Source organism: Aliiroseovarius sp. B-4, assembly GCF_056857795.1.
This window is the reverse complement of sequence record NZ_JBSXNV010000041.1, coordinates 291,504-314,646: the sequence shown is the minus strand read 5'-3', so window position 1 is coordinate 314,646 and position 23,143 is coordinate 291,504. Positions and strand designations below refer to the sequence as shown.

The 23,143-nt window shown below is 59.5% G+C and carries 27 protein-coding genes; all 27 read left to right on the top strand.

The genetic code is table 11. The features are described 5' to 3' along the window. Positions 1-16 precede the first annotated feature (16 nt). The 27 genes from AC13C8_RS16925 (at position 17) to nuoK (ending at position 23,139) form a co-directional block, all read left to right on the top strand. Entirely contained in the window at positions 17-1,222 is a 1,206-nt protein-coding gene (locus AC13C8_RS16925; RefSeq protein WP_482848489.1) for a DegT/DnrJ/EryC1/StrS family aminotransferase, read from the top strand. 194 nt (positions 1,223-1,416) lie between these two features. Further along, positions 1,417-2,577 (top strand): isovaleryl-CoA dehydrogenase, encoded by a 1,161-nt coding sequence (locus tag AC13C8_RS16920; protein WP_091432145.1) that lies wholly within the window; start codon positions 1,417-1,419, stop codon positions 2,575-2,577. Continuing rightward, positions 2,577-3,050: a lysozyme inhibitor LprI family protein gene (locus tag AC13C8_RS16915; RefSeq protein ID WP_091429408.1), complete on the top strand. Its 474-nt coding sequence runs from the start codon at positions 2,577-2,579 to the stop codon at positions 3,048-3,050. The genes AC13C8_RS16920 and AC13C8_RS16915 overlap by 1 nt, the downstream gene beginning before the upstream one ends. Positions 3,051-3,057: 7 nt before the next feature. Next, complete coding sequence (locus tag AC13C8_RS16910; protein ID WP_482848488.1) at positions 3,058-3,654, top strand: lysozyme inhibitor LprI family protein; 597 nt, start codon at positions 3,058-3,060, stop codon at positions 3,652-3,654. Between the two features lies 1 nt (position 3,655). Then, a complete protein-coding gene (locus AC13C8_RS16905; protein WP_482848487.1) occupies positions 3,656-5,260 on the top strand; it encodes a carboxyl transferase domain-containing protein in 1,605 nt (534 codons plus the stop codon). A gap of 92 nt (positions 5,261-5,352) precedes the next feature. Then, positions 5,353-7,290, top strand: a complete 1,938-nt coding sequence (locus AC13C8_RS16900; RefSeq protein WP_482848486.1) for an acetyl/propionyl/methylcrotonyl-CoA carboxylase subunit alpha — start codon at positions 5,353-5,355, stop codon at positions 7,288-7,290. Beyond that, entirely contained in the window at positions 7,290-7,967 is a 678-nt protein-coding gene (locus AC13C8_RS16895; RefSeq protein WP_091429414.1) for a glutathione S-transferase family protein, read from the top strand. The genes AC13C8_RS16900 and AC13C8_RS16895 overlap by 1 nt, the downstream gene beginning before the upstream one ends. 19 nt (positions 7,968-7,986) lie before the next feature. Then, positions 7,987-8,841, top strand: coding sequence for a hydroxymethylglutaryl-CoA lyase (locus tag AC13C8_RS16890; RefSeq protein WP_482848485.1), 855 nt, complete (start codon positions 7,987-7,989; stop codon positions 8,839-8,841). A 2-nt stretch (positions 8,842-8,843) separates the two neighbouring features. Then, positions 8,844-9,626 carry a crotonase/enoyl-CoA hydratase family protein gene (locus AC13C8_RS16885; protein WP_482848484.1) on the top strand — a complete coding sequence of 261 codons (783 nt, stop codon included), beginning with the start codon at positions 8,844-8,846 and terminating at the stop codon, positions 9,624-9,626. A 366-nt stretch (positions 9,627-9,992) separates the two neighbouring features. Further along, positions 9,993-10,358 (top strand): NADH-quinone oxidoreductase subunit A, encoded by a 366-nt coding sequence (locus AC13C8_RS16880; protein ID WP_091429417.1) that lies wholly within the window; start codon positions 9,993-9,995, stop codon positions 10,356-10,358. Beyond that, positions 10,349-10,882 (top strand): NuoB/complex I 20 kDa subunit family protein, encoded by a 534-nt coding sequence (locus AC13C8_RS16875; RefSeq protein ID WP_091429419.1) that lies wholly within the window; start codon positions 10,349-10,351, stop codon positions 10,880-10,882. Before AC13C8_RS16880 ends, AC13C8_RS16875 begins: the two co-directional genes overlap by 10 nt. Before the next feature lie 3 nt (positions 10,883-10,885). Then, positions 10,886-11,497: an NADH-quinone oxidoreductase subunit C gene (locus AC13C8_RS16870; protein WP_091429421.1), complete on the top strand. Its 612-nt coding sequence runs from the start codon at positions 10,886-10,888 to the stop codon at positions 11,495-11,497. A gap of 5 nt (positions 11,498-11,502) precedes the next feature. Continuing rightward, complete coding sequence (locus AC13C8_RS16865) at positions 11,503-12,342, top strand: sulfotransferase (RefSeq protein ID WP_482848482.1); 840 nt, start codon at positions 11,503-11,505, stop codon at positions 12,340-12,342. After that, positions 12,342-13,562 carry an NADH-quinone oxidoreductase subunit D gene (locus AC13C8_RS16860; protein WP_091432148.1) on the top strand — a complete coding sequence of 407 codons (1,221 nt, stop codon included), beginning with the start codon at positions 12,342-12,344 and terminating at the stop codon, positions 13,560-13,562. Before AC13C8_RS16865 ends, AC13C8_RS16860 begins: the two co-directional genes overlap by 1 nt. Continuing rightward, complete coding sequence (locus tag AC13C8_RS16855) at positions 13,559-13,750, top strand: hypothetical protein (protein WP_091429424.1); 192 nt, start codon at positions 13,559-13,561, stop codon at positions 13,748-13,750. The genes AC13C8_RS16860 and AC13C8_RS16855 overlap by 4 nt, the downstream gene beginning before the upstream one ends. Then, positions 13,750-14,895, top strand: coding sequence for an NADH-quinone oxidoreductase subunit E (locus AC13C8_RS16850; RefSeq protein ID WP_091429425.1), 1,146 nt, complete (start codon positions 13,750-13,752; stop codon positions 14,893-14,895). Before AC13C8_RS16855 ends, AC13C8_RS16850 begins: the two co-directional genes overlap by 1 nt. Positions 14,896-15,012: 117 nt before the next feature. Beyond that, positions 15,013-15,828 carry an NADH:quinone oxidoreductase gene (locus AC13C8_RS16845; RefSeq protein ID WP_482848480.1) on the top strand — a complete coding sequence of 272 codons (816 nt, stop codon included), beginning with the start codon at positions 15,013-15,015 and terminating at the stop codon, positions 15,826-15,828. 15 nt (positions 15,829-15,843) lie between these two features. Beyond that, a complete protein-coding gene (locus AC13C8_RS16840; RefSeq protein WP_482848478.1) occupies positions 15,844-16,068 on the top strand; it encodes a DUF5337 domain-containing protein in 225 nt (74 codons plus the stop codon). A 6-nt stretch (positions 16,069-16,074) separates the two neighbouring features. Beyond that, positions 16,075-17,370, top strand: a complete 1,296-nt coding sequence (gene nuoF, locus AC13C8_RS16835) for an NADH-quinone oxidoreductase subunit NuoF (RefSeq protein ID WP_482848477.1) — start codon at positions 16,075-16,077, stop codon at positions 17,368-17,370. Positions 17,371-17,518: 148 nt separating this feature from the next. Further along, a complete protein-coding gene (locus AC13C8_RS16830; RefSeq protein ID WP_091429428.1) occupies positions 17,519-17,938 on the top strand; it encodes a DUF5333 domain-containing protein in 420 nt (139 codons plus the stop codon). Between the two features lie 59 nt (positions 17,939-17,997). Next, positions 17,998-20,019: an NADH-quinone oxidoreductase subunit NuoG gene (nuoG, locus tag AC13C8_RS16825; protein WP_482848475.1), complete on the top strand. Its 2,022-nt coding sequence runs from the start codon at positions 17,998-18,000 to the stop codon at positions 20,017-20,019. 22 nt (positions 20,020-20,041) lie between these two features. Beyond that, complete coding sequence (locus AC13C8_RS16820; protein ID WP_482848474.1) at positions 20,042-20,176, top strand: hypothetical protein; 135 nt, start codon at positions 20,042-20,044, stop codon at positions 20,174-20,176. Continuing rightward, positions 20,169-21,206 carry an NADH-quinone oxidoreductase subunit NuoH gene (gene nuoH / locus AC13C8_RS16815; protein WP_091429430.1) on the top strand — a complete coding sequence of 346 codons (1,038 nt, stop codon included), beginning with the start codon at positions 20,169-20,171 and terminating at the stop codon, positions 21,204-21,206. Before AC13C8_RS16820 ends, nuoH begins: the two co-directional genes overlap by 8 nt. Positions 21,207-21,209: 3 nt before the next feature. Further along, positions 21,210-21,701, top strand: coding sequence for an NADH-quinone oxidoreductase subunit NuoI (nuoI, locus tag AC13C8_RS16810; RefSeq protein WP_091429432.1), 492 nt, complete (start codon positions 21,210-21,212; stop codon positions 21,699-21,701). 20 nt (positions 21,702-21,721) lie between these two features. Continuing rightward, a complete protein-coding gene (locus AC13C8_RS16805) occupies positions 21,722-22,129 on the top strand; it encodes a carboxymuconolactone decarboxylase family protein (RefSeq protein ID WP_091429434.1) in 408 nt (135 codons plus the stop codon). Beyond that, positions 22,126-22,740: an NADH-quinone oxidoreductase subunit J gene (locus AC13C8_RS16800; protein WP_091429435.1), complete on the top strand. Its 615-nt coding sequence runs from the start codon at positions 22,126-22,128 to the stop codon at positions 22,738-22,740. Before AC13C8_RS16805 ends, AC13C8_RS16800 begins: the two co-directional genes overlap by 4 nt. 93 nt (positions 22,741-22,833) lie before the next feature. Beyond that, positions 22,834-23,139, top strand: coding sequence for an NADH-quinone oxidoreductase subunit NuoK (gene nuoK, locus AC13C8_RS16795; protein WP_091429437.1), 306 nt, complete (start codon positions 22,834-22,836; stop codon positions 23,137-23,139). The last annotated feature ends 4 nt before the right edge of the window (positions 23,140-23,143 follow it).

The following is a 23,143-nucleotide window of genomic DNA, read 5'->3' as shown; positions in this document are numbered from 1 at the left end:
CGCGCAGGGTCGAGGTATGACAGAGCGATTCACCGGAACTTTCACCCAGCAAGAACCGATCCCGGATGAGGGGATCGCGGCAGCATTGGATGTGCTGCGCCATGGGCGTTTGCATCGCTATAACGTGGCCGAGGGTGAGGTGTCGCAAACCGCGCTTCTGGAACAGGAATTCGCTGCCCTGATGGGGTCGAAATATGCGCTGGCGGTGGCGTCGGGCGGCTATGCGATGGCAACCGCGCTGAGGGCGGTGGGGGTTGGACCGGGCGACCGGGTGCTGACCAACGCCTTCACACTGGCCCCGGTGCCGGGCGCGATTTCCTCGGTGGGGGCTGTGCCGGTTTTTGTCGAGGTGACAGAGGCACTGACCCTGGATCTGGATGATCTGGCGGTGAAGGTGGCGGAACCGGATGCGCCCAGGGTTCTGCTGCTCAGCCATATGCGCGGTCATATCTGTGACATGGATCGGCTGATGGCGATCACGGACGCGGCAGGTGTGAAGGTTATCGAGGATTGCGCCCACACGATGGGCGCGCGATGGAATGGCACACTGTCGGGGCGGCATGGGGCGATGGCGGCTTACTCGACCCAGACCTATAAACACGCAAACTCGGGTGAAGGCGGGCTTCTGATCTCGGACGATCCCGACCTGATGGCGCGGGCGATTGTGCTGTCGGGCAGTTATATGCTGTACGAACGGCACTTGGCAGGGCCACCGTCCGAGGTGTTTGAGCGGGTGAAATATGTCACCCCCAATATTTCGGGCCGGATGGACAATCTGCGCGCGGCGATCTTGCGGCCTCAGCTTGCGGGCCTGGCGGAGCGGTGTGCCGCGTGGAACGCGCGCTATCATGTGGTAGAGCAGGGGTTGCGCGACACGCCCGGACTGACCCTGATCGAACGTCCCGAGATCGAGGGTTACGTCATGTCCTCGTTTCAGTTCTTGTTGCTTGATTGGGCCGAAGGCGGTGTGCAGGAGGTGGTGCGCCGATGTGCAAGTCGTGGTGTGGAGTTGAAATGGTTCGGCGGGGCGGAGCCTACGGGCTTCACCAGCCGCTATGACAGTTGGCGCTATGCAGATGCGCCACGGATGCCAAAGACGGATCGGGTGTTGCGCGGTATTCTGGACCTGCGCGTGCCGCTGACCTTCAGCCTGGACGATTGCGCCCAGATTGCCCGGATCATCCGGGATGTGGTCGGACTGGTGTATCAGCAAGCGGAGTAGGGGCTTCGCCCCAGAGCCAAATCGGGGATTTGGCTCTTCCCCAGGATATTTTGGGGCCAGAAGAAACCGGGTGCCGTGGATGTGACGCTGCGTGAATAAGCGCGCGTATTGACCCGAATCGGGCTTTGCGCGATTAAATGAACAAGCGTTCAATAATGGCGACTGGCACGGCGTGCCAAATGGAGGATGACCGGATGTTCAACCACACAATGACTTTCGACCTGGGAGAGGACGTGAATGCCATGCGCGAAATGGTGCACCGGTTCGCGCAAGACCGGATCAAGCCCATTGCTGCCGAGGTCGACCAGAAGAACGAATTTCCCAATGATCTGTGGCGCGAGTTTGGTGAGCTTGGACTGCTGGGTGTCACCACGCCGGAAGAATATGGCGGGGCGGGCATGTCCTATCTGGCGCATGTTGTGATCGTGGAAGAGATCGCGCGGGCGTCGGCCTCGGTCTCGCTGAGCTACGGCGCGCATTCAAACTTGTGCGTGAACCAGATCCGCCGCAATGCGACCGAAGAACAAAAGCAAAAATACCTGCCCAAGCTGATTTCGGGCGAGCATATAGGGGCCTTGGCCATGTCCGAAGCAGGGGCGGGGTCGGATGTCGTTTCGATGAAGCTGCGGGCTGAAAAGCGCAATGGCTACTATGTGTTGAACGGCACCAAGTTCTGGATCACCAATGGCCCGGACGCAGACACCCTAGTGGTTTACGCCAAGACCGACCCGGAGGCTGGCCCGAAGGGCATCACCACCTTCATTATCGAGAAAGACATGAAGGGGTTCAGCACCTCGCCCCATTTCGACAAGCTGGGGATGCGCGGGTCGAACACGGCCGAGCTGATCTTTGACGACGTCGAAGTGCCCTTCGAGAACGTGTTGGGCGCGGAAGGTAAGGGTGTTGCCGTGCTTATGTCCGGTCTGGACTATGAACGTGTCGTGCTGTCAGGCATCGGCACCGGCATCATGGCCGCCTGCATGGATGAAATCATGCCTTACATGAAAGAGCGTAAACAATTCGGCCGCCCCATCGGGGACTTCCAACTGATGCAGGCAAAGATTGCCGACATGTATACCGCGATGAACTCGGCCCGTGCCTATGTTTATGAAGTGGCCAAGGCATGCGATCGCGGTCAGGTCACGCGTCAGGACGCGGCCGCCTGTGTGCTTTATGCGTCCGAAGAGGCGATGAAACAGGCGCATCAGGCCGTACAGGCGATGGGTGGATCAGGCTACATGAATGAAACCCCGGTGAGCCGCATCTTCCGCGACGCCAAACTGATGGAGATCGGCGCGGGCACCTCGGAAATCCGCCGAATGCTGATCGGGCGCGAATTGATGGGCAAGATGTAATGGGTTTCCGTCTGGCTGTCGTCGTCATCGCCGTGGGTCTTGCGTTCTTCGCGACGAAGATCGCGGCACAGGATGTGGTTTTCGACAGCGCGACCGTTGACGCCTGTCTGGCCTCGACGCCCAGTGGCGCGGTTGACCCGTCCTGCATCGGCGTGGCCTCGAACGCGTGCCAGACGGCAACGCCGGGTGGCGAGACCACGATCGGCATTGCTGACTGTATCCAGGCCGAGACCCAGGCGTGGGATGTACTTTTGAACCGGGAATACAAGGCAACGCGCAAGGCGCATGCCGGGGATCAGGTGGTTCTGGACCAGCTTCTGGCCGCACAGCGCGCCTGGATTGCCTTTCGCGATGCGGAATGTGCACTGGCCCATGCGCTGTGGCGCGACGGGTCGATCCGGGTGATCGTAGCCGCGAATTGCATGATGGTTCAGACGGCACGTCGGACCATCGAATTGCGTGATATGAGGTGACTTTGCAATGAGTTTGACCACCAGACTCCGGGCATCTGGCATGAGGGCCGCACATGTCGCACAAGCGGCGTCCAGGCCCTTGTTCACGGCGGTTGCGTGGCTGATCCTGGCCGTCCCGGCCCCGGCACAGGATGTCACCTACAGCTTCCACCCCACCACGGACTGCCTGTCCGCCCTGGGGGACGATGGCGACCCGATGCGCTGCGTTGGATCGGCGGCCAATTATTGCATGGACGCAACCAAAGGCGGGGCGAGCACTGTTGGCATGTCGTCCTGTCTTGGGCTGGAATACGAGGACTGGGACCGCCGCCTGAACCGCGCCTATGGGCTTTTGATGACCCGGCTGAAGGCCGAAGATGAAGAGATGGCGACGCTTGGGTCAGCGGCCCCCAACCAAGCCCCCGCGCTTCTGGAAATGCAGCGCGCCTGGATCACCTTCCGCGACGCGTCGTGCGACTATGAACGTTCGAAATGGGGTGGTGGCACGGGCGGAGGCCCTGCGTCCATTGCCTGCATGCTCCAATTGACGTCCCGCCAGGCGCTTGCGCTGGAGGCGGACCTGAACAGTTACGGCGACGCAATCTGCAACCACGAAGGATGCTGAGATGAAACTGACTTCCCAAGCCACGCCCGGTTCCGAGGCGTATAAAGCCAACCGCGAGGGCCATCTTGAGGCGTTGCAAGTGGTGGCTGACGCTGCCGAGGCTGCCGTGATGGGTGGCGGGCAGAAATCGCGCGAACGGCACCTGAGCCGCGGCAAGATGCTGCCGCGCGACCGGGTGTCGAACCTGCTCGATCCCGGATCGCCTTTCCTCGAGGTTGGGGCGACGGCGGCGCATGGTATGTATGACGGGGCTGCGCCCTGTGCCGGTGTTATCGCAGGCATTGGTCAGGTGCACGGGCAAGAGGTGATGGTGGTCTGCAATGACGCCACCGTCAAAGGCGGCACCTATTACCCGATGACGGTCAAAAAGCACCTGCGCGCGCAGGAGATTGCCGAGGAATGCAATCTGCCGTGCATCTATCTGGTCGATAGTGGCGGCGCGAACCTGCCCAATCAGGACGAGGTGTTCCCCGACCGCGACCACTTTGGCCGCATTTTCTACAACCAAGCGCGGATGTCAGCCAAGGGCATCCCGCAGATTGCCGTGGTGATGGGGTCGTGCACCGCCGGGGGCGCTTATGTGCCTGCCATGTCGGATGTGACCATCATCGTGAAAGAGCAGGGGACAATCTTCCTTGCCGGTCCGCCCTTGGTGAAGGCCGCGACGGGCGAGGTTGTCACAGCAGAAGACCTCGGTGGCGGTGACGTGCATACGCGCCTGTCCGGCGTGGCCGATTATCTGGCCGAGGATGACGCCCATGCGCTGGCCCTGGCACGGCGCGCGGTGGAAAGCCTGAATCGCGCTAAGCCGATGACGGTGAAGTGGCAGGAACCGGAAGAACCGGCCTATGACCCCGAGGAACTGCTGGGCGTGGTGCCTGCCGACCTCAAGACGCCTTACGACATCCGCGAAGTGATTATGCGCATCGTCGATGGCTCGCGCTTTGATGAGTTCAAGCCGCGCTTTGGTGACACGCTGGTCACGGGTTTCGCGCATCTGAAAGGCTGCCCCATCGGGATCATCGCCAACAATGGCGTGATCTTCTCGGAAGCCGCACAAAAGGGCGCGCATTTTGTCGAGCTTTGCAGCCAGCGGAATATCCCCCTGGTTTTTCTGCAAAACATCACCGGCTTCATGGTGGGCCGGAAGTATGAGAATGAAGGCATCGCACGGCACGGCGCCAAGATGGTGACGGCGGTGGCAACGACGAACGTGCCGAAGGTGACGATGGTGGTGGGCGGCTCTTACGGGGCCGGTAACTACGGCATGGCCGGGCGCGCCTATCAACCCCGTTTCATGTGGTCCTGGCCCAATTCGCGGATTTCGGTGATGGGCGGCGAACAGGCGGCGGGCGTGCTGGCAACGGTGAAACGCGACGCGATCGAACGTCAGGGCGGCGAGTGGTCGGCGGAAGAAGAAGCTGCCTTCAAGCAACCCACCATTGATATGTTCGAGGAACAAAGCCATCCCCTCTATGCCTCGGCGCGGATGTGGGATGACGGCGTGATCGACCCGCGCAAATCGCGCGACGTGCTGTATCTGTCGCTTCTCGCCGCGCTGAACGCTCCGATCGAGCCAACGAAGTTCGGCATCTTCCGCATGTGATCAAAACCGGCCTTTCTTCTGGCCGGAAATATCCTCGGGGGTCCGGGGGCAGACAGCCCCCGGTTCCTCCGCCCGAAAAAAGGAACAGAAAAATGTTCACGAAGATCCTGATTGCCAACCGGGGCGAAATAGCCTGCCGGGTGATCGACACCGCCCGCAAGCTGGGTGTGGCCACGGTGGCGGTTTATTCCGACGCCGATGCCGCCGCGCGCCATGTAAAGATGGCGGACGAGGCCGTGCATATCGGTCCACCACAACCCGCACACTCATATCTGAAAGGCGATGTGATCATTCAGGCGGCGCTGGACACGGGCGCGCAGGCGATCCATCCCGGTTATGGGTTCCTGTCGGAAAACCCCGATTTCGTGGATGCGGTTGAAAGGGCAGGGTTGGTCTTTATCGGTCCGTCGTCAGGCGCGATCCGCAAGATGGGTCTGAAAGATGCCGCCAAGAAACTGATGGTCGAGGCTGGCGTGCCGGTCGTGCCCGGGTATCACGGCACGGATCAAGACCCCGCACTGTTGGCGTCTGAGGCCGACAAGATGGGCTATCCTGTCTTGATTAAGGCCGTGGCGGGCGGCGGCGGCAAAGGCATGCGCCGCGTGGATGACCCCAAGGAGTTTGCGGATGCTTTGGCAAGCGCGCAGGGTGAGGCGAAAACCGCCTTCGGCAACGCGGATGTTCTGGTCGAGAAATACATCCTGTCACCGCGCCATATCGAAGTGCAGGTGTTTGGCGACGGCACCCAAGCGGTGCACCTGTTTGAACGTGACTGTTCACTGCAACGCCGCCATCAGAAGGTGATCGAGGAAGCGCCTGCGCCGGGCATGACCGACGAGGTCCGCGCGGCGATGGGCTTGGCCGGCGTTCGCGCCGCCGAAGCCATCGGGTATAAGGGCGCGGGCACGGTGGAATTCATCGTGGATGGCGCGAATGGACTACGCACCGATGGGTTCTGGTTCATGGAGATGAACACTCGCCTGCAAGTCGAGCACCCGGTGACGGAAGCGATCACCGGCGTCGATCTGGTGGAATGGCAATTGCGCGTGGCCAGCGGAGAAGGGCTGCCAAAGCAACAGGACGAGCTGTCGATCAATGGCCATTCCTTTGAAGCGCGCCTTTATGCCGAGGATGTGCCGAAGGGCTTCCTGCCCGCCACCGGCACGCTGACGCATCTGAAGTTCCCCGAAGGTGCGCGCGCGGATACCGGCGTGCGGGCAGGGGACACGATCAGCCCTTTCTATGACCCGATGATCGCCAAGATCACGGTGCATGCCGGATCGCGGGCGGCTGCGTTGCGCCAATTGTCTTCGGCGCTGACCCATACAGAAGTCGCGGGCTCGGTGACGAACCTTGCTTTTCTTGGCGCGCTGACGCGGCACGAGGGCTTTGCGGCGGGCGACGTGGACACAGGACTGATCGAACGCGACCTTGAGGCGCTGACCGCTGACCCCGGACCAAGCATGGCTGATGTGGGCGCTGCCGCTTTGTGCGCGCTTGATCTGCTGAAACGCGAAGGCTCCGGCTTCACGCTTTGGGGTGGGCTCAACCATTTTGTGACGCTGACCCATGGCGACGATACGTATGAAGTCGTCGTAACGTCCTACGGCGCCGACCGTCACCTGATCACCGTTGGCGAGGACAGCATCGAAGCGACCTGTCTGAACGGCCAATGGAAGATGGGCGGCGATCGCGGCCCGCGCGTTGCCAAGGCAGGGAATGTCGTGACAGTCTTCGCTCAAAGCGGGCTTGAGTTCCATGTCGTTGACCCGTTGGATCAGGATGCGGGCGCGGGCACCGGGGCAGGTGTGGTCGAAGCACCCATGCCCGGCCTTGTGAAAACTGTCTTTGCTAAGGCGGGCCAGGCGGTCAAGCAGGGCGACCGGTTGGCCATTCTGGAAGCGATGAAGATGGAACACAGCCTGACCGCCGCCCGCGACGGTGTAGTGGCCGACGTGCTCTGCGCCGATGGCGATCAGGTCGAAGCGGGTGCCCCGCTTGTGCGGCTTGAGGAAGAAGAGGAAAGCTGATGACCTTCCGTCTGCATCACGTGCAATATGCCCGCTCGATCCGCATTTTGTGGCTGATTGAGGAAATCGGGCTTGAGGAAAAGCTGGGCCGCACGCTTGAGGTTGTGGAATACCAGATCGGCTCGAAACAGATGTATGAGGGCGAACTGCCCAAAGTCTCGACCGCGTCCCGTGTGCCCGCCCTGGAGATCGGCAACAAGCGGATCAGCGAAAGCGGTGCCATCGTTCAGTATCTGATCGAGGAGTTCGCCCCCGAGCTGGGTGTGGACCCGGGCGGGGCAGAGCGCACCGACTACCTGCAATGGATTCACTATTCCGAGACCATGGCCAGCCTGGTCGAGCAGTTGAACCTGCAAATGGTGTTCCTGCGTCCGCCTGCGAAACCCAGCCCTATTGTTATCAAGCTGAACGTGGCCCGGTTGCGCCATACGCTCGTTGGGCTTGACGCGCGGCTGGCAGATCGCGACTGGCTGCTGGACAAAGGTTTCTCGGGCGCTGACATCATGTTGGGCTTCAACCTGTTCGCCGTGCCTTACTATGTGAAGCTGGACGAGTTTCCCAACATTCTGGCTTATAAGGCGCGGATCGAAGCGATGCCGTCCTATCAGCGGGTGATCGAACGCGAGGGCGAACAACGGTTCTATCAGCAGGATTTCTATCCGGTGCCCGAAGAATGAAACAAGCGGAGTGACGCTGATGGACTATGTGGAAATATTCGAAGTCGGCCCGCGCGATGGGTTGCAGAACGAAAAACGCCAGATACCGACCGAAGACAAGATCGCTTTGGTCGATCTTCTGTCCAGCGCAGGCTTCAAGCGGATCGAGGTTGCCAGCTTCGTCAGCCCCAAATGGGTGCCGCAAATGGCGGATTCTGCGGACGTGCTGTCCGGGATCACTCGGGCCAAGGAAGTGTCCTATGCCGCGCTTACGCCGAACCTGCGCGGGTTCGAAGGGGCGGTGGCCGCCAACGCTGACGAGATCGCCATTTTTGGATCGGCGTCAGAAGGGTTTTCAAAGGCCAACATTAATTGCACCATCGCTGAAAGCCTTGACCGCTTTCAGCCCGTGGCAGACGCGGCGAATGAGGCCGGGATCATGATGCGCGGCTATATCTCCTGCGTGACGGATTGCCCCTTCGATGGGCCGACGCCGCCTGCCAAGGTGGCCTGGGTGGCAGAGCAATTGGTTGCTATGGGGTGTTATGAAATCTCGCTGGGCGATACGATTGGGCAGGCCACACCCGAGACGATCGACGCAATGCTGGATGCCGTGCTGGGCGTGGCGGGGCCGGACATGTTCGCGGGCCATTATCACGACACGGCGGGTCGCGCATGCGACAATATCGAGGCATCGTTGAAGAAGGGGCTGCGCGTGTTTGACGCCGCCGTCGGTGGATTGGGTGGTTGTCCCTATGCCCCCGGCGCGCAAGGCAATGTGGCAACCGAAGCGGTGCATGACCGCGTAACAGCACTGGGATACACGACCGGGCTGGACCGCGACATACTGGAACAAGCCGCCCAGATGGCGCGGCGGATGCGGGCAGGGGACTGATCATGGGCTACGAGACGATTTCCGTCAGCACAGATGAGCGCGGCGTCGCAACGCTGCTTTTGGACCGCGCAGACAAGCACAACGCCATGTCGGCACTAATGATCGAGGAACTGACTGACGCGGCCCACGCGCTGGGCGCGGATGACGCTGTGCGCGTCGTGATCCTGACCGGGGCGGGCAAGAGCTTCTGCGCGGGCGGCGATCTGCGCTGGATGCAGGACCAGATGGCAGCGGACCCGGTGACGCGGGGCGTCGAGGCCAAGAAGCTCGCGATGATGCTGAACGCGCTGAATGAAATGCCCAAGCCTTTGATTGCCAAGGTTCAGGGGCAGGCGTTTGGCGGCGGTGTCGGTATGGCATCCGTTTCGGATGTATCCATCGGTGTAACAGGCGCGAAATTCGGCCTGACCGAGACCCGTTTGGGCCTGATCCCCGCGACCATCGGTCCCTATGTGCTGGCCCGTCTGGGCGAGGCAATGGCGCGCCGGGTGTTTATGTCGGCGCGGATTTTTGACGCGGAAGAAGCGGTCACGCTGGGCCTTCTGGCGAAAGCCGTCGCGCCCGAGGATCTGGACGCCGCCGTCGAGGCAGAGGTAACGCCGTATCTGTCCGTCGCGCCAGGCGCGGTCGCTGAAGCCAAAGCCCTGGCCCGTCGCCTTGGTCCGTCGATAACCGAGGCGATCATTGACGAAACCATCGCCGGTCTGGTCGCGCGCTGGGAAAGTGCTGAGGCGCAGGAAGGCATCGCCGCCTTCTTCGACAAACGCAAACCCAGTTGGGCCTAGAGCGGACCGAACCGTTGTGGCGATGTTGCCCCCATGTGATGACCCGACAGTTCCGATTGGAAATGCACCCGGCAATTTCAAGTGAGTGAGTCTCTGTTTTTTTTGTCAGTTTTGCCGGTCTTTTGCTGCAAGATGGCAAAACGCGATGGATTTTTGGTTAACAGGTGACGAATTTCTGCATGCGCGAAATGCTTAACCCATGGCTGAAACCCTTGCAAACAACGGTATACTGACAGGTCTGCCCCCGGTTTTGCGATCGCATTCAAAAACTCGAATGCGATATGCACTCGGTTGACCCTGCCAACCCGCAAAGGTAAACCGCTGATAGCTAGCGACAGGCGGGTAAACCGTTCAAAGGAGCCACACGTGGAAGACCTTCTCAGAGAATATCTCCCCATTATCATTTTCCTCGGATTAGCCATTGTTATCGGACTTGTTCTGATCCTTGCAGCCGTCGTGCTGGCAGTCCGCAATCCTGACCCGGAAAAACTCAGTGCTTACGAATGCGGGTTCAACGCTTTTGATGACGCCCGGATGAAATTCGATGTTCGGTTCTATCTGGTGTCGATCCTATTCATCATCTTCGACCTTGAAATCGCTTTTCTGTTCCCCTGGGCCGTGGCCTTCAAGGATGTCGGGATGGTCGGGTTCTGGTCGATGATGGTGTTCCTTGCTGTATTGACGATCGGCTTTGCGTATGAGTGGAAGAAAGGGGCGCTCGAATGGGAGTGATGACTGGAGCCAACACGGCACAAGGCGACCGCGAACATGGCACGCGCCTGTTGAACGACCAACTGGCCGACAAGGGCTTTTTGCTGACCACCACAGACGACATCATCAACTGGGCGCGCACCGGATCGCTGCACTGGATGACTTTTGGTCTGGCCTGTTGTGCGGTCGAAATGATGCACGCGTCCATGCCGCGTTACGACCTTGAACGCTATGGGGTTGCCCCGCGCGCCTCCCCGCGCCAGTCCGACGTGATGATCGTGGCGGGCACACTGACCAACAAGATGGCGCCCGCGCTGCGCAAGGTATACGATCAGATGCCCGATCCGCGCTATGTGATCTCGATGGGATCGTGTGCCAATGGCGGTGGCTACTACCACTATTCCTATTCCGTGGTGCGCGGCTGTGACAGGATCGTGCCTGTTGACATTTACGTCCCCGGCTGTCCGCCAACCGCCGAGGCGCTTGTTTACGGAATCCTGCAACTGCAACGCAAAATCCGCCGCACCGGCACGATTGTGAGGTAAGCGATGAGCGACGCCCTGAACGAACTTGGGACCCTGCTGGAAGCCAAACGCCCCGATTGCGTGCTGAACTGGGAGATTGCTTTTGGCGAGTTGACCGTCAATGTGCCCTTGTCGGCGATCCCGGCGTTCATCGAGTTTCTGAAGGCCGACAAGGCTTGCATGTTCTCGACGCTCGTGGACATCACCGCGGTGGATTATCCGTCGCGGGAACAGCGTTTCGATGTCGTCTATCACTTCCTGTCGATGTACACGAACCAGCGCATCCGCGTGAAGGTCGCCATTCGCGAAGACGACATGGTGCCTTCGATCACCGAGGTTCACGCCTCGGCGGGCTGGTTTGAACGTGAAGTGTTCGACATGTTCGGCATCCTGTTCTCGGGCCACCCGGATCTGCGCCGTATCCTGACCGATTACGGCTTCCGCGGCCATCCGCTACGCAAGGATTTCCCGACCACGGGTTATACCGAAGTGCGCTATGACGAGGTCGAGAAACGCGTGGTTTACGAACCTGTGTCGCTGACCCAGGAATACCGCCAGTTCGACTTCATGTCGCCGTGGGAAGGGGCCAACTATATCCTGCCGGGCGACGAGAAATCTGACGAGGCCAAAGGCTGAACCAGATGAGCGGGCAAACCTTCATATTCTGCCTTGGGGCAACGAAGGCTGGCACAAGCTGGCTGTTCGATTACCTGTCGGGCCACCGGGAGTGTCATCTTCCGGCGATGAAGGAGCTGCACTATTTCGATGCGTTGGAGCAAGGCACGGGCGATTACTATCGCACGCAGGCGCAGAGCCGTCTTGAGGCCGCCCGCAAAGACCCGTCGACTGCATGGCAGAAGCGGCTGGTGGCCGATCTGGAGCGCTGGCTGTCAGTGTTCGACGGCAAGACACGCGATGACGCGGCCTATCTGCGCTATGTGCAGAAAGGTGGTGAACAGGCCCGCGTGATCGGCGATTTCACCCCGGCCTATGGGCTGCTGAAAGAAAAATCGCTGAAAACCATGGCCGCGCTGACCGACAAGGTGCGGTTTGTTTACCTGATGCGTGATCCGGTGGATCGGATCTGGTCGAACATCCGTATGATGGTCGGCAATGACGGTTCGGCGCTGGCTGCGAAGGTTGATGGCGTGCTGAACGGCACGGCGGACAATATCCTCGACCGCTCGAACTATCGCCGCACGCTGAACCGGCTGACCCGCGCCATCCCGCGCGAGGCGCTGCATATCGAGTTTTACGAACGGCTGTTCACACCCGCCGCCATCGAGCGCCTGTGCGCGTTTCTGGGGATCACACCTCAGCCCGCATCGTTCGACCGCGTGGTGCATCAAAGCATGAAAGCCGACCTGCCGATGGGCCAACGCGCCCAGCTTCAGGCAGCCCTTAAACCGCAATACAATTTCGTCGAGTCGTTCCTGGGTGAGCTTCCGGCGGAATGGACCCAGAAGATGGTGAGCGCATGATGGACGGATCAAAGGATTTCAACGACGCCCTGACGGGTGAACAGAAGATCCGCAATTTCAACATGAACTTCGGGCCGCAACACCCTGCGGCACACGGAGTTTTGCGGCTGGTTCTGGAGCTTGACGGCGAGATCGTCGAGCGCTGCGATCCGCATATCGGTCTTTTGCATCGCGGCACCGAGAAGCTGATGGAAAGTCGCACCTATCTGCAAAACCTGCCCTATTTCGACCGGTTGGATTACGTGGCGCCGATGAACCAGGAACACGCCTGGTGTTTGGCAATTGAGAAGCTGTGCGGTGTGGACGTGCCGCGCCGTGGCTCGCTGATCCGGGTTCTGTTCTCGGAAATCGGGCGTATTCTGAACCACCTTCTGAATATCACCACGCAGGCGATGGACGTGGGCGCGCTGACCCCGCCGCTATGGGGGTTTGAAGAGCGTGAGAAGCTGATGATCTTCTATGAACGCGCTTGTGGCGCACGCTTGCATGCTGCCTATTTCCGTCCTGGCGGTGTCCACCAAGATCTGCCGCCCGAATTGATCGACGATATCGAGACATGGGCCAACGAGTTCCCTGCCAAGATCGCGGATATCGACGGGCTGCTGACCGAGAACCGGATTTTCAAACAGCGAAATGCCGATATCGGAGTCGTGACCGAGGAAGACATCCAGAACTGGGGCTTCTCGGGTGTGATGGTGCGCGGGTCTGGCTTTGCGTGGGATTTGCGTCGCGCGCAACCTTATGAATGCTATGACGAATTCGAGTTCCAGATCCCTGTCGGAAAGAACGGTGATTGCTATGACCGCTACCTTGTCCGCATGGAGGAGATGCGCCAGTCGCTGAAAATCATGCATCAGGCGATTGAAAAACTGCGCGCTCCGGATGGGCAGGGCGACGTTATGGCACGAGGCAAGCTGTCGCCGCCGCCACGTGGCGAGATGAAACGCTCGATGGAAGCGTTGATCCACCATTTCAAACTTTACACCGAAGGGTTCAAAGTGCCCGCAGGCGAGGTTTACGCCGCCGTCGAAGCGCCGAAGGGCGAGTTTGGCGTCTATCTGGTGGCCGACGGGACCAACCGCCCCTATCGCGCCAAGATCCGCGCACCGGGTTTTCCGCATCTGCAAGCGATGGATTATATGATGTGCGGCCACCAGCTGGCCGATTGCTCGGCGGTGATCGGCTCTCTGGATGTCGTTTTCGGGGAGATTGACCGGTGAGTGCTGCTGCCGAAACAAAAGATTTCGATGAGTATCTGGACGATGGATATGAGATCAAGTCTATGGTGATTGATGCCGGAAATTATGTTTTTGCGCTGCAACGTGGTCGCAAAGCTGCGATCTTACATGTCGATGGCATTAACTCCGACTTTCTGGAAACCCTCAAATCAGTCGAGGTTGGTTACTAATGCTTCGCCGTCTGTATCATGAACAGCCTGAAAGTTTCGCTTTCACCCCCGCCAACCAGGCTTGGGCCGAAGCGCAGATCACGAAATATCCCGAGGGGCGTCAGGCCTCGGCGGTGATCCCGCTTTTGTGGCGCGCGCAGGAACAGGAAGGGTGGCTGACCAAGCCCGCGATTGAACATATCGCGGACATGCTGGGTATGGCGGATATCCGCGTGCTGGAAGTCGCCTCGTTCTACTTCATGTTCCAGCTGCAACCGGTTGGGTCGGTTGCGCATATTCAGATTTGCGGCACCACGTCCTGCATGATTTGCGGCGCCGAAGACCTGATCGCGGTGTGTCGCGAGAAGATAGCCGACAAGCCGCATGTCGTGTCCGCAGATGGCAAGTTCAGCTGGGAAGAGGTCGAATGTTTGGGGGCCTGCACCAACGCGCCGATGGCCCAGATCGGCAAGGATTACTACGAAGACCTGACGGCTGAGAGCCTTGGCAAGTTGCTGGATGATCTGGCCGCAGGCAAGGTGCCGGTGCCGGGTCCGCAGAACGGGCGCTATGCGTCCGAACCGCTGGCGGGGCTGACCAGCCTCAAGGAATATGACAGCGGCAAGACGCAGTATAACGCAAGCGCGCAGCTGGCCACTGATCTTGGCGACACGATCAAGCGGATTGATGGCACCGAAGTGCCGCTTCTGACCTCGTGGCTTGGCAAGAACGCCACCAGCGGCAAGGCGCAACCGCCCAAACCCGCCGTGGACCCCAAGCCCGCCAATAAGCAAAAACCCGTTCAAAAAGTGCCCGAGGGTGACAACAAGAAGATTGCCAAGCCTCCGGTAAAACCTGCCGCACAACCGGTTGCAGGTCAGGAAACAAAGAAACCGCGCACCATGAAAGCCCCCCGCAAGTCGGGTGCGGATGACCTGAAGCTGCTGAAGGGCGTTGGCCCGAAGCTGGAAGGTGTCCTGAACGGCCTTGGCTTCTGGCATTTCGACCAGGTTGCCAAATGGGGCGCGGATGAAATTGCCTGGGTTGACGATCAATTGTCCTTCAAGGGGCGGATTGAACGCGACGGCTGGGTGGAGCAAGCCAAAATCCTTGCCGAAGGCGGTGAAACCGAGTTTTCGCGCAAAGGCAAGAAAGGCGAGGTCTGACGGAACCAGGTATGTTGACAGGTCGTATGGAACATAAGCGTATCACAAGGCAAGAAAACGCCAACGCATCTGTGCGGCCTGATTGTGTGTCCACCATCAACAACAGGGATAGGGACAATGACTAAAGATACCGGGTTTTTCACCTGCAAGAACATCTGCTGGATTATCGGCGCTTTGCTGGGGTTCGCAATTTTTCTGATGATCCCAAGCTGGATTTTAGGCCTGATTGTCGGCATCATCGTGGCAGTTGGCGCGGCGATACTGCTGCAAAAATACCTTTGTGGCGAAGTGGTTGATACACGGCCCGCCAAGGGCTCCATGACCGCCGCAAGTCTGAGCGGCAACACCGCCAGAACAACAGCGGACACGGCAGGCAAGGACGAGGTGGCGGCTTCGGCAGCCAGCATCCCCGCCGCTGCAATGGACGGCGCGCCGGTGCCGGTCGAGGCCGCGACCGCGCCTGCTGCACCGACAACAGCCGAAAAGCCTGCCACGAAAGAAGCACCCGCCGCGAAGCCTGAGGCCAGCAAAGCGGCTGCGAAGAAGCCAGCGGCCAAGAAAGCCCCATCGAAAACAGCCGCCAAGACTGCTTCCAAGACGGCTGCGGCCAAACCCGCCGCTGCGGTGGCATCCGCGCCGACCGGCAAGCCCAAAAAGCCGCGCACCCTGAAAGAACCGCGCAAATCCGGTGCCGACGACCTGAAACAACTGAAGGGTGTCGGTCCGAAGTTGGAGCAGACGCTGAATGGTCTGGGTTTCTGGCATTTCGATCAGATCGCAAAGTGGACAGCGGACGAGATTGCCTGGGTTGACGACAACTTAAGCTTCAAAGGCCGGATCGAACGTGACGGCTGGGTAGACCAAGCCAGGACTTTGGCCGAGGGCGGGGAAACCGCATTCTCGAAAAAGGTCAAGAAGGGCGATGTTTATTAAAGGATGACACAGATCATGCACACCGATCCAAAAAACAACGTACAGCGGGAAGGGCGCCTGGCAGGTCTTGTCATCGCCTTCACCGGTGCGTTGTGGCTCGGTGGCACTTGGGTTGGGGAAAGCCTCGATTGGTCCAACAGGACCATGGCGTTGGTGGATCTTCTGGCCCTTGCCGGGTTCTTGTTTGGCCTGGTGGTAACGTATCGGATCTGGCGCAAGCGTCGGACGGATGAAGGATAAGAACGAATGCTGCAGGATAAAGACCGGATCTTTACCAACCTTTATGGCATGCACGACCGCACCCTTGCGGGCGCAAAGCAGCGCGGCCATTGGGATGGCACCGCCGGGATCCTCAAGAAGGGTCGGGACTGGATCATCGAGCAGATGAAAGCCTCGGGCCTGCGTGGTCGCGGCGGGGCGGGGTTCCCGACCGGTCTGAAATGGTCTTTCATGCCGAAGGAAAGTGACGGTCGCCCGGCCTATCTGGTGATCAATGCGGACGAATCCGAGCCCGGCACCTGCAAAGACCGCGAGATCATGCGCCACGATCCGCATACACTGATCGAGGGCGCGCTGATCGCCTCTTTCGCGATGAACGCAAACACCTGCTACATCTATCTGCGCGGCGAATATATCCGCGAGCGCGAGGCGTTGCAGGCCGCGATTGACGAGTGTTATGACGCGGGCCTGTTGGGCAAGAATGCGGCCAAGTCCGGTTGGGATTTCGACCTGTTCCTGCATCACGGGGCGGGTGCCTATATCTGTGGCGAAGAAACCGCGCTTCTGGAAAGCCTTGAGGGCAAGAAGGGCATGCCGCGCATGAAGCCGCCATTTCCGGCGGGTGCCGGACTGTATGGCTGTCCGACCACGGTGAACAACGTGGAATCGATTGCCGTTGTGCCGACCATCCTGCGGCGCGGGCCGGAATGGTTTGCGGGCTTTGGCCGCCCCAACAACTCCGGCACCAAGCTGTTTGGCATCTCGGGTCACGTGAACAACCCCTGCGTGGTTGAAGAGGCAATGTCGATTTCCTTCGAGGAACTGATCGACAAACATTGCGGCGGTATTCGCGGCGGCTGGGACAACCTGAAAGCCGTGATCCCCGGTGGCTCGTCTGTGCCCTGCGTGCGCGGTGAGAACATGCGCGACGCGATCATGGATTTCGACTATCTGCGCGGCGAGCTTGGCTCGGGTCTGGGCACCGCGGCCGTGATCGTCATGGACAAGCAGACCGACATCATCAAGGCGATCTGGCGCCTGTCCAAGTTCTACAAGCACGAAAGCTGCGGCCAGTGCACGCCGTGCCGCGAAGGCACCGGCTGGATGATGCGCGTGATGGACCGTCTGATGCGCGGCGAAGCCGAAGTGGACGAGATTGACATGCTGTGGGATGTGACCAAACAGGTCGAAGGCCACACGATCTGTGCGCTTGGCGATGCGGCCGCATGGCCGATCCAAGGTCTGATCCGCAACTTCCGGGACGAGATCGAAGACCGCATTCGTGTAAACAAGCAAGGTAGAGCCAGCATCGCGGCGGAATGAGCCGACGCGCAATTGAAATGAAAGACACGATGATGAATATGCAACGCAACATACTGAAAACTGGCGCTTCTGCGTCCGTTTCAGCGTGTTGTTATTGCATGACAACATTGTGCATCCCCACCTCCTTTTCAACAAAAGGAGATTTGTGATGATGAAACTTCGTACTTTTGCTTTCGCCACGGCCATGGCGGCAACCGCCGCCACCGGTGCGGCCTCGTCCGTGGATTATGCGGCATTGCGGGACGACAGCCGGATGCATGAAGAACTATTGGGCGCTTCGATTGCCTATCTGATCGACGAGAACTGCCCGACAATTCGGCTGCGGAAATTCCGACTGTTGAACAAGGCGTTTTCGCTGCGCAAACATGCCATGACGCTTGGCTATTCCTCGAAAGAGGTGCTGGCCTATGTGGAAAGCAAGGCCGAACAAGACCGTTTTCGCGCAATCGCCGAGCCGATGCTGGCCAAGCGTGGCGTAAAGCCTGGTGATGAAGAAAGCTACTGCGCGGTTGGACGGGCAGAGATCAAACAGGGCTCCTTTGCTGGATCGTTACTTTACGAAAGCTAGGGGCAGACATGTGCGGGCGCGGGGAAAACCCCGGCCTGCGGAACGAAAAAGGGACCGTGATGAGCGACTTGAAAAAGATCGTCATTGACGACATGGAAGTTGAAGTTGATGGCGCGATGACGCTGATCCAGGCCTGTGAAGTGGCCGGGATCGAAGTGCCGCGTTTCTGCTATCACGAACGCCTGTCGATTGCCGGCAACTGCCGCATGTGTCTGGTCGAGGTTGTGGGCGGCCCGCCCAAGCCCGCGGCTTCCTGCGCCATGCAGGTGCGCGATTTGCGTCCCGGTCCTGAAGGGCAGCCGCCGGTGGTGAAAACCAACTCACCCATGGTCAAGAAGGCCCGTGAAGGTGTGATGGAGTTCTTGCTGATCAACCACCCGCTGGATTGTCCGATCTGCGATCAGGGTGGCGAGTGTGATTTGCAGGATCAGGCGATGGCTTACGGTATGTCCGGCTCGCGGTTCAAGGAACAGAAACGTGCGGTGGACGATCTGGATCTGGGGCCGCTGGTTGGCACCGCGATGACGCGCTGCATCAGTTGCACCCGCTGCGTGCGCTTCATTACCGAGGTCGCCGGCATCCCCGAACTGGGCCAGACAGGCCGCGGTGAGGATGCTGAAATTACCAGTTACCTTGGCAAGACGCTGGACAGCAACCTTCAGGGCAACATCATTGATCTGTGCCCGGTCGGCGCGCTGACGTCGAAACCCTATGCGTTCACCGCCCGCCCGTGGGAGCTGACCAAGACGGAAACCATTGACGTGATGGACGCGCTTGGGTCAAACATCCGCGTGGATACCAAGGGCCGTGAAGTGATGCGGGTTCTGCCGCGCAACCATGATGGCGTGAACGAAGAATGGATTTCCGACAAGACGCGCTTCATTTGGGACGGTCTGCGCCGCCAGCGTCTGGATGTGCCGTATGTTCGCGAAAACGGCAAATTGCGCAAAGCCAGTTGGGGCGAGGCGCTGGCCAAGGCTGCGGGTGCCATGAAAGGCGCCAAGAAGGTGGCCGGTCTGGTCGGTGATCTGGCCCCGGCCGAGGCGGCGTTCAGCCTGAAAACGCTGATCGAGGGGCTGGGCGGCAATGTGGAATGCCGCACTGATAATGCCCGTCTGCCGATCGGCAACCGCTCGGGTTATGTCGGCACCGCGTCGATTGAAGACATCGATAGTGCGAAGTTCATCCAGTTGATCGGCACCAACCCACGGGTTGAAGCGCCGGTTCTGAACGCCCGTATCCGCAAGGCGTGGCTCAAGGGCGCTCAGGTCGGTCTGGTCGGTGAAGCCGTTGATCTGACGTATGATTATGCGCATGTCGGCAATGACCGTGCGGCGCTGGAGAGCATTGTGGGCAAAGACTATGGCGCGGTGAAAGACGCACCATCCGTTGTTATCGTGGGCATGGGCGCGGTCCGCGAGGCTGACGGTCTGGCGGTATTGTCCAACGCGATGAAACTGGCCGAAGACACCGGATCGAAGCTGCTGATCCTGCACACCGCCGCAGGCCGCGTTGGCGCGTTGGATGTGGGTGCCGTGACCGAAGGCGGCATGGAGGCCGCCACCATTGGTGCAGATGTCATCTATAACATGGGCGCGGATGAAATAGACATCGGCGCTGGCCCCTTCGTGATCTATCAGGGCAGCCATGGCGACCGGGGCGCGATGCGCGCCGACGTGATCCTGCCGGGCGCGGCCTATACCGAAGAGGGCGGCTTGTTCGTGAATACCGAAGGTCGCCCGCAACTGGCACTGCGCGCCAATTTCGCTCCGGGTGAGGCCAAAGAAAACTGGGCCATCCTGCGGGCGCTGTCGGCGGAACTGGGCGCAACCCTGCCGTGGGACAGCCTGACAGGTCTGCGCCGCGCAATGGTCGAAGCCGCACCGGTTCTGGGTGGTGTCGATCAGGTGGCGGGGAACGAATGGCAGCCGCTGCCGGTCGAAAAGATGGGGACGGCCAGCTTCCGTTACACGATTGGCGATTTCTATCTGACCAACCCGATTGCACGGGCGTCAGAAGTGATGGCAGAGCTGTCGGCGCAAGCGCGCGCACGCGCGTCGTCGAAGCTGGCGGCAGAATAGGAACAGGGGCAGGACCGGGGACATGTTTGATCACCCAAACGGCAACAGCGAACAGAAAGACCTGCTTGCAGGATTTGTCGGCGTTGCTGTGCATCCCTTTGGTTCAGCAACGGAAAATAAATACCGACGGTCTGAGGGCATGACGCAACATGGTTGAATTCTTCACGACAACATATCTGGGCATTGCCCTTCTGATTATCGGACAAAGTCTGCTGATCGTGGTTCCGCTTCTGGTGGCGCTGGCCTTTCTTTTGTATTTCGACCGCAAGGTTTGGGCGGCTGTGCAGATGCGCAAAGGACCGAACGTGGTGGGCGCGTTCGGCGTGCTGCAATCTTTCGCGGATTTCATCAAATATGTGCTGAAGGAAATCGTGGTGCCCGCGGGTGCGGATCGCTTCGTCTTTTTCCTTGCTCCGATGATGAGCTTCGTTCTGGCCATGGTTGCCTGGGCTGTGATCCCGTTCAATGACGGCTGGGTTCTGGCTGATATCAACGTGGCGATCCTGTTCGTTTTCGCGGTCTCTTCGCTAGAGGTGTATGGCGTGATCATGGGCGGCTGGGCGTCGAACTCGAAATACCCGTTCCTTGGCTCGCTGCGGTCGGCTGCGCAGATGATTTCCTACGAGGTTTCGATCGGCCTGATCATCATCGGTGTGATCCTGTCCACCGGGTCAATGAATTTCGGGGACATCGTGATGGCGCAAGACGGCAAGGGGCTGCTCAGCTGGTATTGGTTGCCGCATTTCCCAATGGTGTTTCTGTTCCTGATTTCCGCGCTGGCCGAAACCAACCGCCCGCCGTTCGACCTGCCCGAGGCTGAATCGGAACTGGTGGCCGGGTATCAGGTTGAATATTCATCGACTCCCTTCCTTCTGTTCATGATCGGTGAATATGTGGCCATCGTTCTGATGTGCACGCTGATTTCGATCCTGTTCTTCGGCGGCTGGCTGTCGCCGGTCGAGTGGCTGCCCGACGGCATCCTGTGGCTGTTCGCGAAGATTTTCTTCTTCTTCTTCGTGTTCTCGATGATCAAAGCGATCACGCCGCGTTATCGTTATGACCAGTTGATGCGCATCGGTTGGAAAGTCTTCCTGCCGCTGTCACTGGCATGGGTTGTTCTGGTCGCATTCTTCGCCCAATACGGGGCATTCTGGGGCACTTACGCCCGCTGGACAGTAGGGGGCTGATCAATGGCTTTTGATTACGCACGTGCAACGAAATACTTCCTGCTGATGGATTTCGTGAAGGGGTTCGGGTTGGGGCTGAAATACTTCTTCGCGCCCAAGGCGACGCTGAACTACCCGCATGAAAAAGGTCCGCTGTCGCCCCGTTTTCGGGGTGAGCACGCGCTGCGCCGTTATCCAAACGGGGAAGAGCGTTGCATTGCCTGCAAGCTCTGCGAGGCGATCTGCCCGGCACAGGCCATAACGATTGACGCCGAACCCCGCGACGACGGCTCGCGCCGCACCACGCGCTATGACATCGACATGACCAAATGTATCTATTGCGGCTTCTGTCAGGAAGCCTGTCCGGTGGATGCCATCGTGGAAGGCCCGAACTTCGAGTTCGCAACCGAGACGCGCGAGGAACTGTTCTATGACAAGGCCAAACTGCTTGAGAACGGCGAACGCTGGGAAGCCGAGATTGCCCGCAATATCGAACTTGATGCGCCGTATCGCTAAGTGACCGCGAAGGATAACCCATGAACGATTTCTCCAAACTATATGCACAGATGATGGAGCAGGGGCAGGAAATGCTCCGCAACTTCAACCCTGCTTTGGAGACGTTCAAACCGCAGGGTTTTGACAAGATGCTGCCCACCATGCCGAAAGACATGATGGACATGATGTTTGGCAACGCCTTCAACAAGGACGGGTTGGACGCGAAAACGCGGATGCTGATCACGCTGGCCGGGCTGACCGTGCTGGGTGCGCAGGCTGAGCCGCAGATCAAGCTGACCGTGCGCCACGCCTTGGAAGCGGGTGCAACTGAAAAAGAGATCGCCGAGGTGATCTATCAAATGTCGATGCTGGGTGGTCTTCCGGCCATGACCCGTGCATTGGAACTGGCGCAAGCCGTGTTTGACGACAACGAGGAGGGGGACGCATGAGCGTTGCCGATTTCGCATTTTACCTCTTTGCCCTGACCACCGTGGTGGGCGGGTTCTTTACCGTGATGGCAAGAAACCCCGTCCATTCTGTCTTGTGGCTGATCACCGCTTTCGTTGGCGCCACAGGGCTGTTCGTTCTGCTGGGGGCCGAATTTGTCGCGATGCTTCTGATGATCGTCTATGTGGGCGCAGTAGCGGTTTTGTTCCTGTTCGTAGTGATGATGCTGGACGTGGACTTCGCCGAGTTGAAGGCCGAGATGTCCAAGTCGTTGCCGTTGGCACTGTTGATCGGTGTCATCCTGTTGATGGAGTTGAGCACGATCTTCGGGGTCTGGCAATTCTCGGACGGGGCCGAAGCGGCGCGTGCCGCCGTAACACCGGCTCTGGACGTTGCACATAACACGCAGGCGCTGGGGCAGATCCTTTACACCGACTACATCCTGCTGTTCCAGCTGGCTGGCTTGATCCTTCTGGTCGCCATGATCGGCGCCATCGTTCTGACGCTGCGCCACCGCACCAATGTGAAACGTCAGAATGTGATCGCCCAGATGCACCGCGACCCTGCCAAGGCGATGGAGATCATCGACGTGAAACCGGGTCAGGGTTTGTAAGTGGGACTGCGAGCAAAGCTGTGATGAAAACGAATAACAAGACTGGGGCGCGCTGCACCGGCAGCCAAGCCCGGAACGAAGGGACGCAAGCACATGGTTGGACTTGAACATTATCTCGCGGTTGGGGCGGCCCTGTTCGTCATCGGCATATTCGGGCTGTTCCTGAACCGCAAGAACATCATCATCCTGTTGATGTCGATCGAACTTATGCTGCTGGCGGTGAACATAAACCTCGTGGCCTTCTCGTCCTATCTTGGCGATCTGGCCGGGCAGGTCTTCACCCTGTTCGTTCTGACCGTTGCCGCCGCCGAGGCCGCCATCGGCCTGGCGATCCTGGTCAGTTTCTTCCGCAACCGTGGCACTATTGATGTCGAAGACGTCAACGTGATGAAAGGCTAACGGC

Coding starts and splice junctions, on each gene's coding strand:
- AC13C8_RS16925 (WP_482848489.1), top strand. CDS start 17: ATGACAGAGCGATTCACCGGAACTTTCACCCAGCAAGAACCGATCCCG.
- AC13C8_RS16920 (WP_091432145.1), top strand. CDS start 1,417: ATGTTCAACCACACAATGACTTTCGACCTGGGAGAGGACGTGAATGCC.
- AC13C8_RS16915 (WP_091429408.1), top strand. CDS start 2,577: ATGGGTTTCCGTCTGGCTGTCGTCGTCATCGCCGTGGGTCTTGCGTTC.
- AC13C8_RS16910 (WP_482848488.1), top strand. CDS start 3,058: ATGAGTTTGACCACCAGACTCCGGGCATCTGGCATGAGGGCCGCACAT.
- AC13C8_RS16905 (WP_482848487.1), top strand. CDS start 3,656: ATGAAACTGACTTCCCAAGCCACGCCCGGTTCCGAGGCGTATAAAGCC.
- AC13C8_RS16900 (WP_482848486.1), top strand. CDS start 5,353: ATGTTCACGAAGATCCTGATTGCCAACCGGGGCGAAATAGCCTGCCGG.
- AC13C8_RS16895 (WP_091429414.1), top strand. CDS start 7,290: ATGACCTTCCGTCTGCATCACGTGCAATATGCCCGCTCGATCCGCATT.
- AC13C8_RS16890 (WP_482848485.1), top strand. CDS start 7,987: ATGGACTATGTGGAAATATTCGAAGTCGGCCCGCGCGATGGGTTGCAG.
- AC13C8_RS16885 (WP_482848484.1), top strand. CDS start 8,844: ATGGGCTACGAGACGATTTCCGTCAGCACAGATGAGCGCGGCGTCGCA.
- AC13C8_RS16875 (WP_091429419.1), top strand. CDS start 10,349: ATGGGAGTGATGACTGGAGCCAACACGGCACAAGGCGACCGCGAACAT.
- AC13C8_RS16870 (WP_091429421.1), top strand. CDS start 10,886: ATGAGCGACGCCCTGAACGAACTTGGGACCCTGCTGGAAGCCAAACGC.
- AC13C8_RS16865 (WP_482848482.1), top strand. CDS start 11,503: ATGAGCGGGCAAACCTTCATATTCTGCCTTGGGGCAACGAAGGCTGGC.
- AC13C8_RS16860 (WP_091432148.1), top strand. CDS start 12,342: ATGGACGGATCAAAGGATTTCAACGACGCCCTGACGGGTGAACAGAAG.
- AC13C8_RS16850 (WP_091429425.1), top strand. CDS start 13,750: ATGCTTCGCCGTCTGTATCATGAACAGCCTGAAAGTTTCGCTTTCACC.
- AC13C8_RS16845 (WP_482848480.1), top strand. CDS start 15,013: ATGACTAAAGATACCGGGTTTTTCACCTGCAAGAACATCTGCTGGATT.
- AC13C8_RS16840 (WP_482848478.1), top strand. CDS start 15,844: ATGCACACCGATCCAAAAAACAACGTACAGCGGGAAGGGCGCCTGGCA.
- nuoF (WP_482848477.1), top strand. CDS start 16,075: ATGCTGCAGGATAAAGACCGGATCTTTACCAACCTTTATGGCATGCAC.
- AC13C8_RS16830 (WP_091429428.1), top strand. CDS start 17,519: ATGATGAAACTTCGTACTTTTGCTTTCGCCACGGCCATGGCGGCAACC.
- nuoG (WP_482848475.1), top strand. CDS start 17,998: ATGAGCGACTTGAAAAAGATCGTCATTGACGACATGGAAGTTGAAGTT.
- AC13C8_RS16820 (WP_482848474.1), top strand. CDS start 20,042: ATGTTTGATCACCCAAACGGCAACAGCGAACAGAAAGACCTGCTTGCA.
- nuoH (WP_091429430.1), top strand. CDS start 20,169: ATGGTTGAATTCTTCACGACAACATATCTGGGCATTGCCCTTCTGATT.
- nuoI (WP_091429432.1), top strand. CDS start 21,210: ATGGCTTTTGATTACGCACGTGCAACGAAATACTTCCTGCTGATGGAT.
- AC13C8_RS16805 (WP_091429434.1), top strand. CDS start 21,722: ATGAACGATTTCTCCAAACTATATGCACAGATGATGGAGCAGGGGCAG.
- AC13C8_RS16800 (WP_091429435.1), top strand. CDS start 22,126: ATGAGCGTTGCCGATTTCGCATTTTACCTCTTTGCCCTGACCACCGTG.
- nuoK (WP_091429437.1), top strand. CDS start 22,834: ATGGTTGGACTTGAACATTATCTCGCGGTTGGGGCGGCCCTGTTCGTC.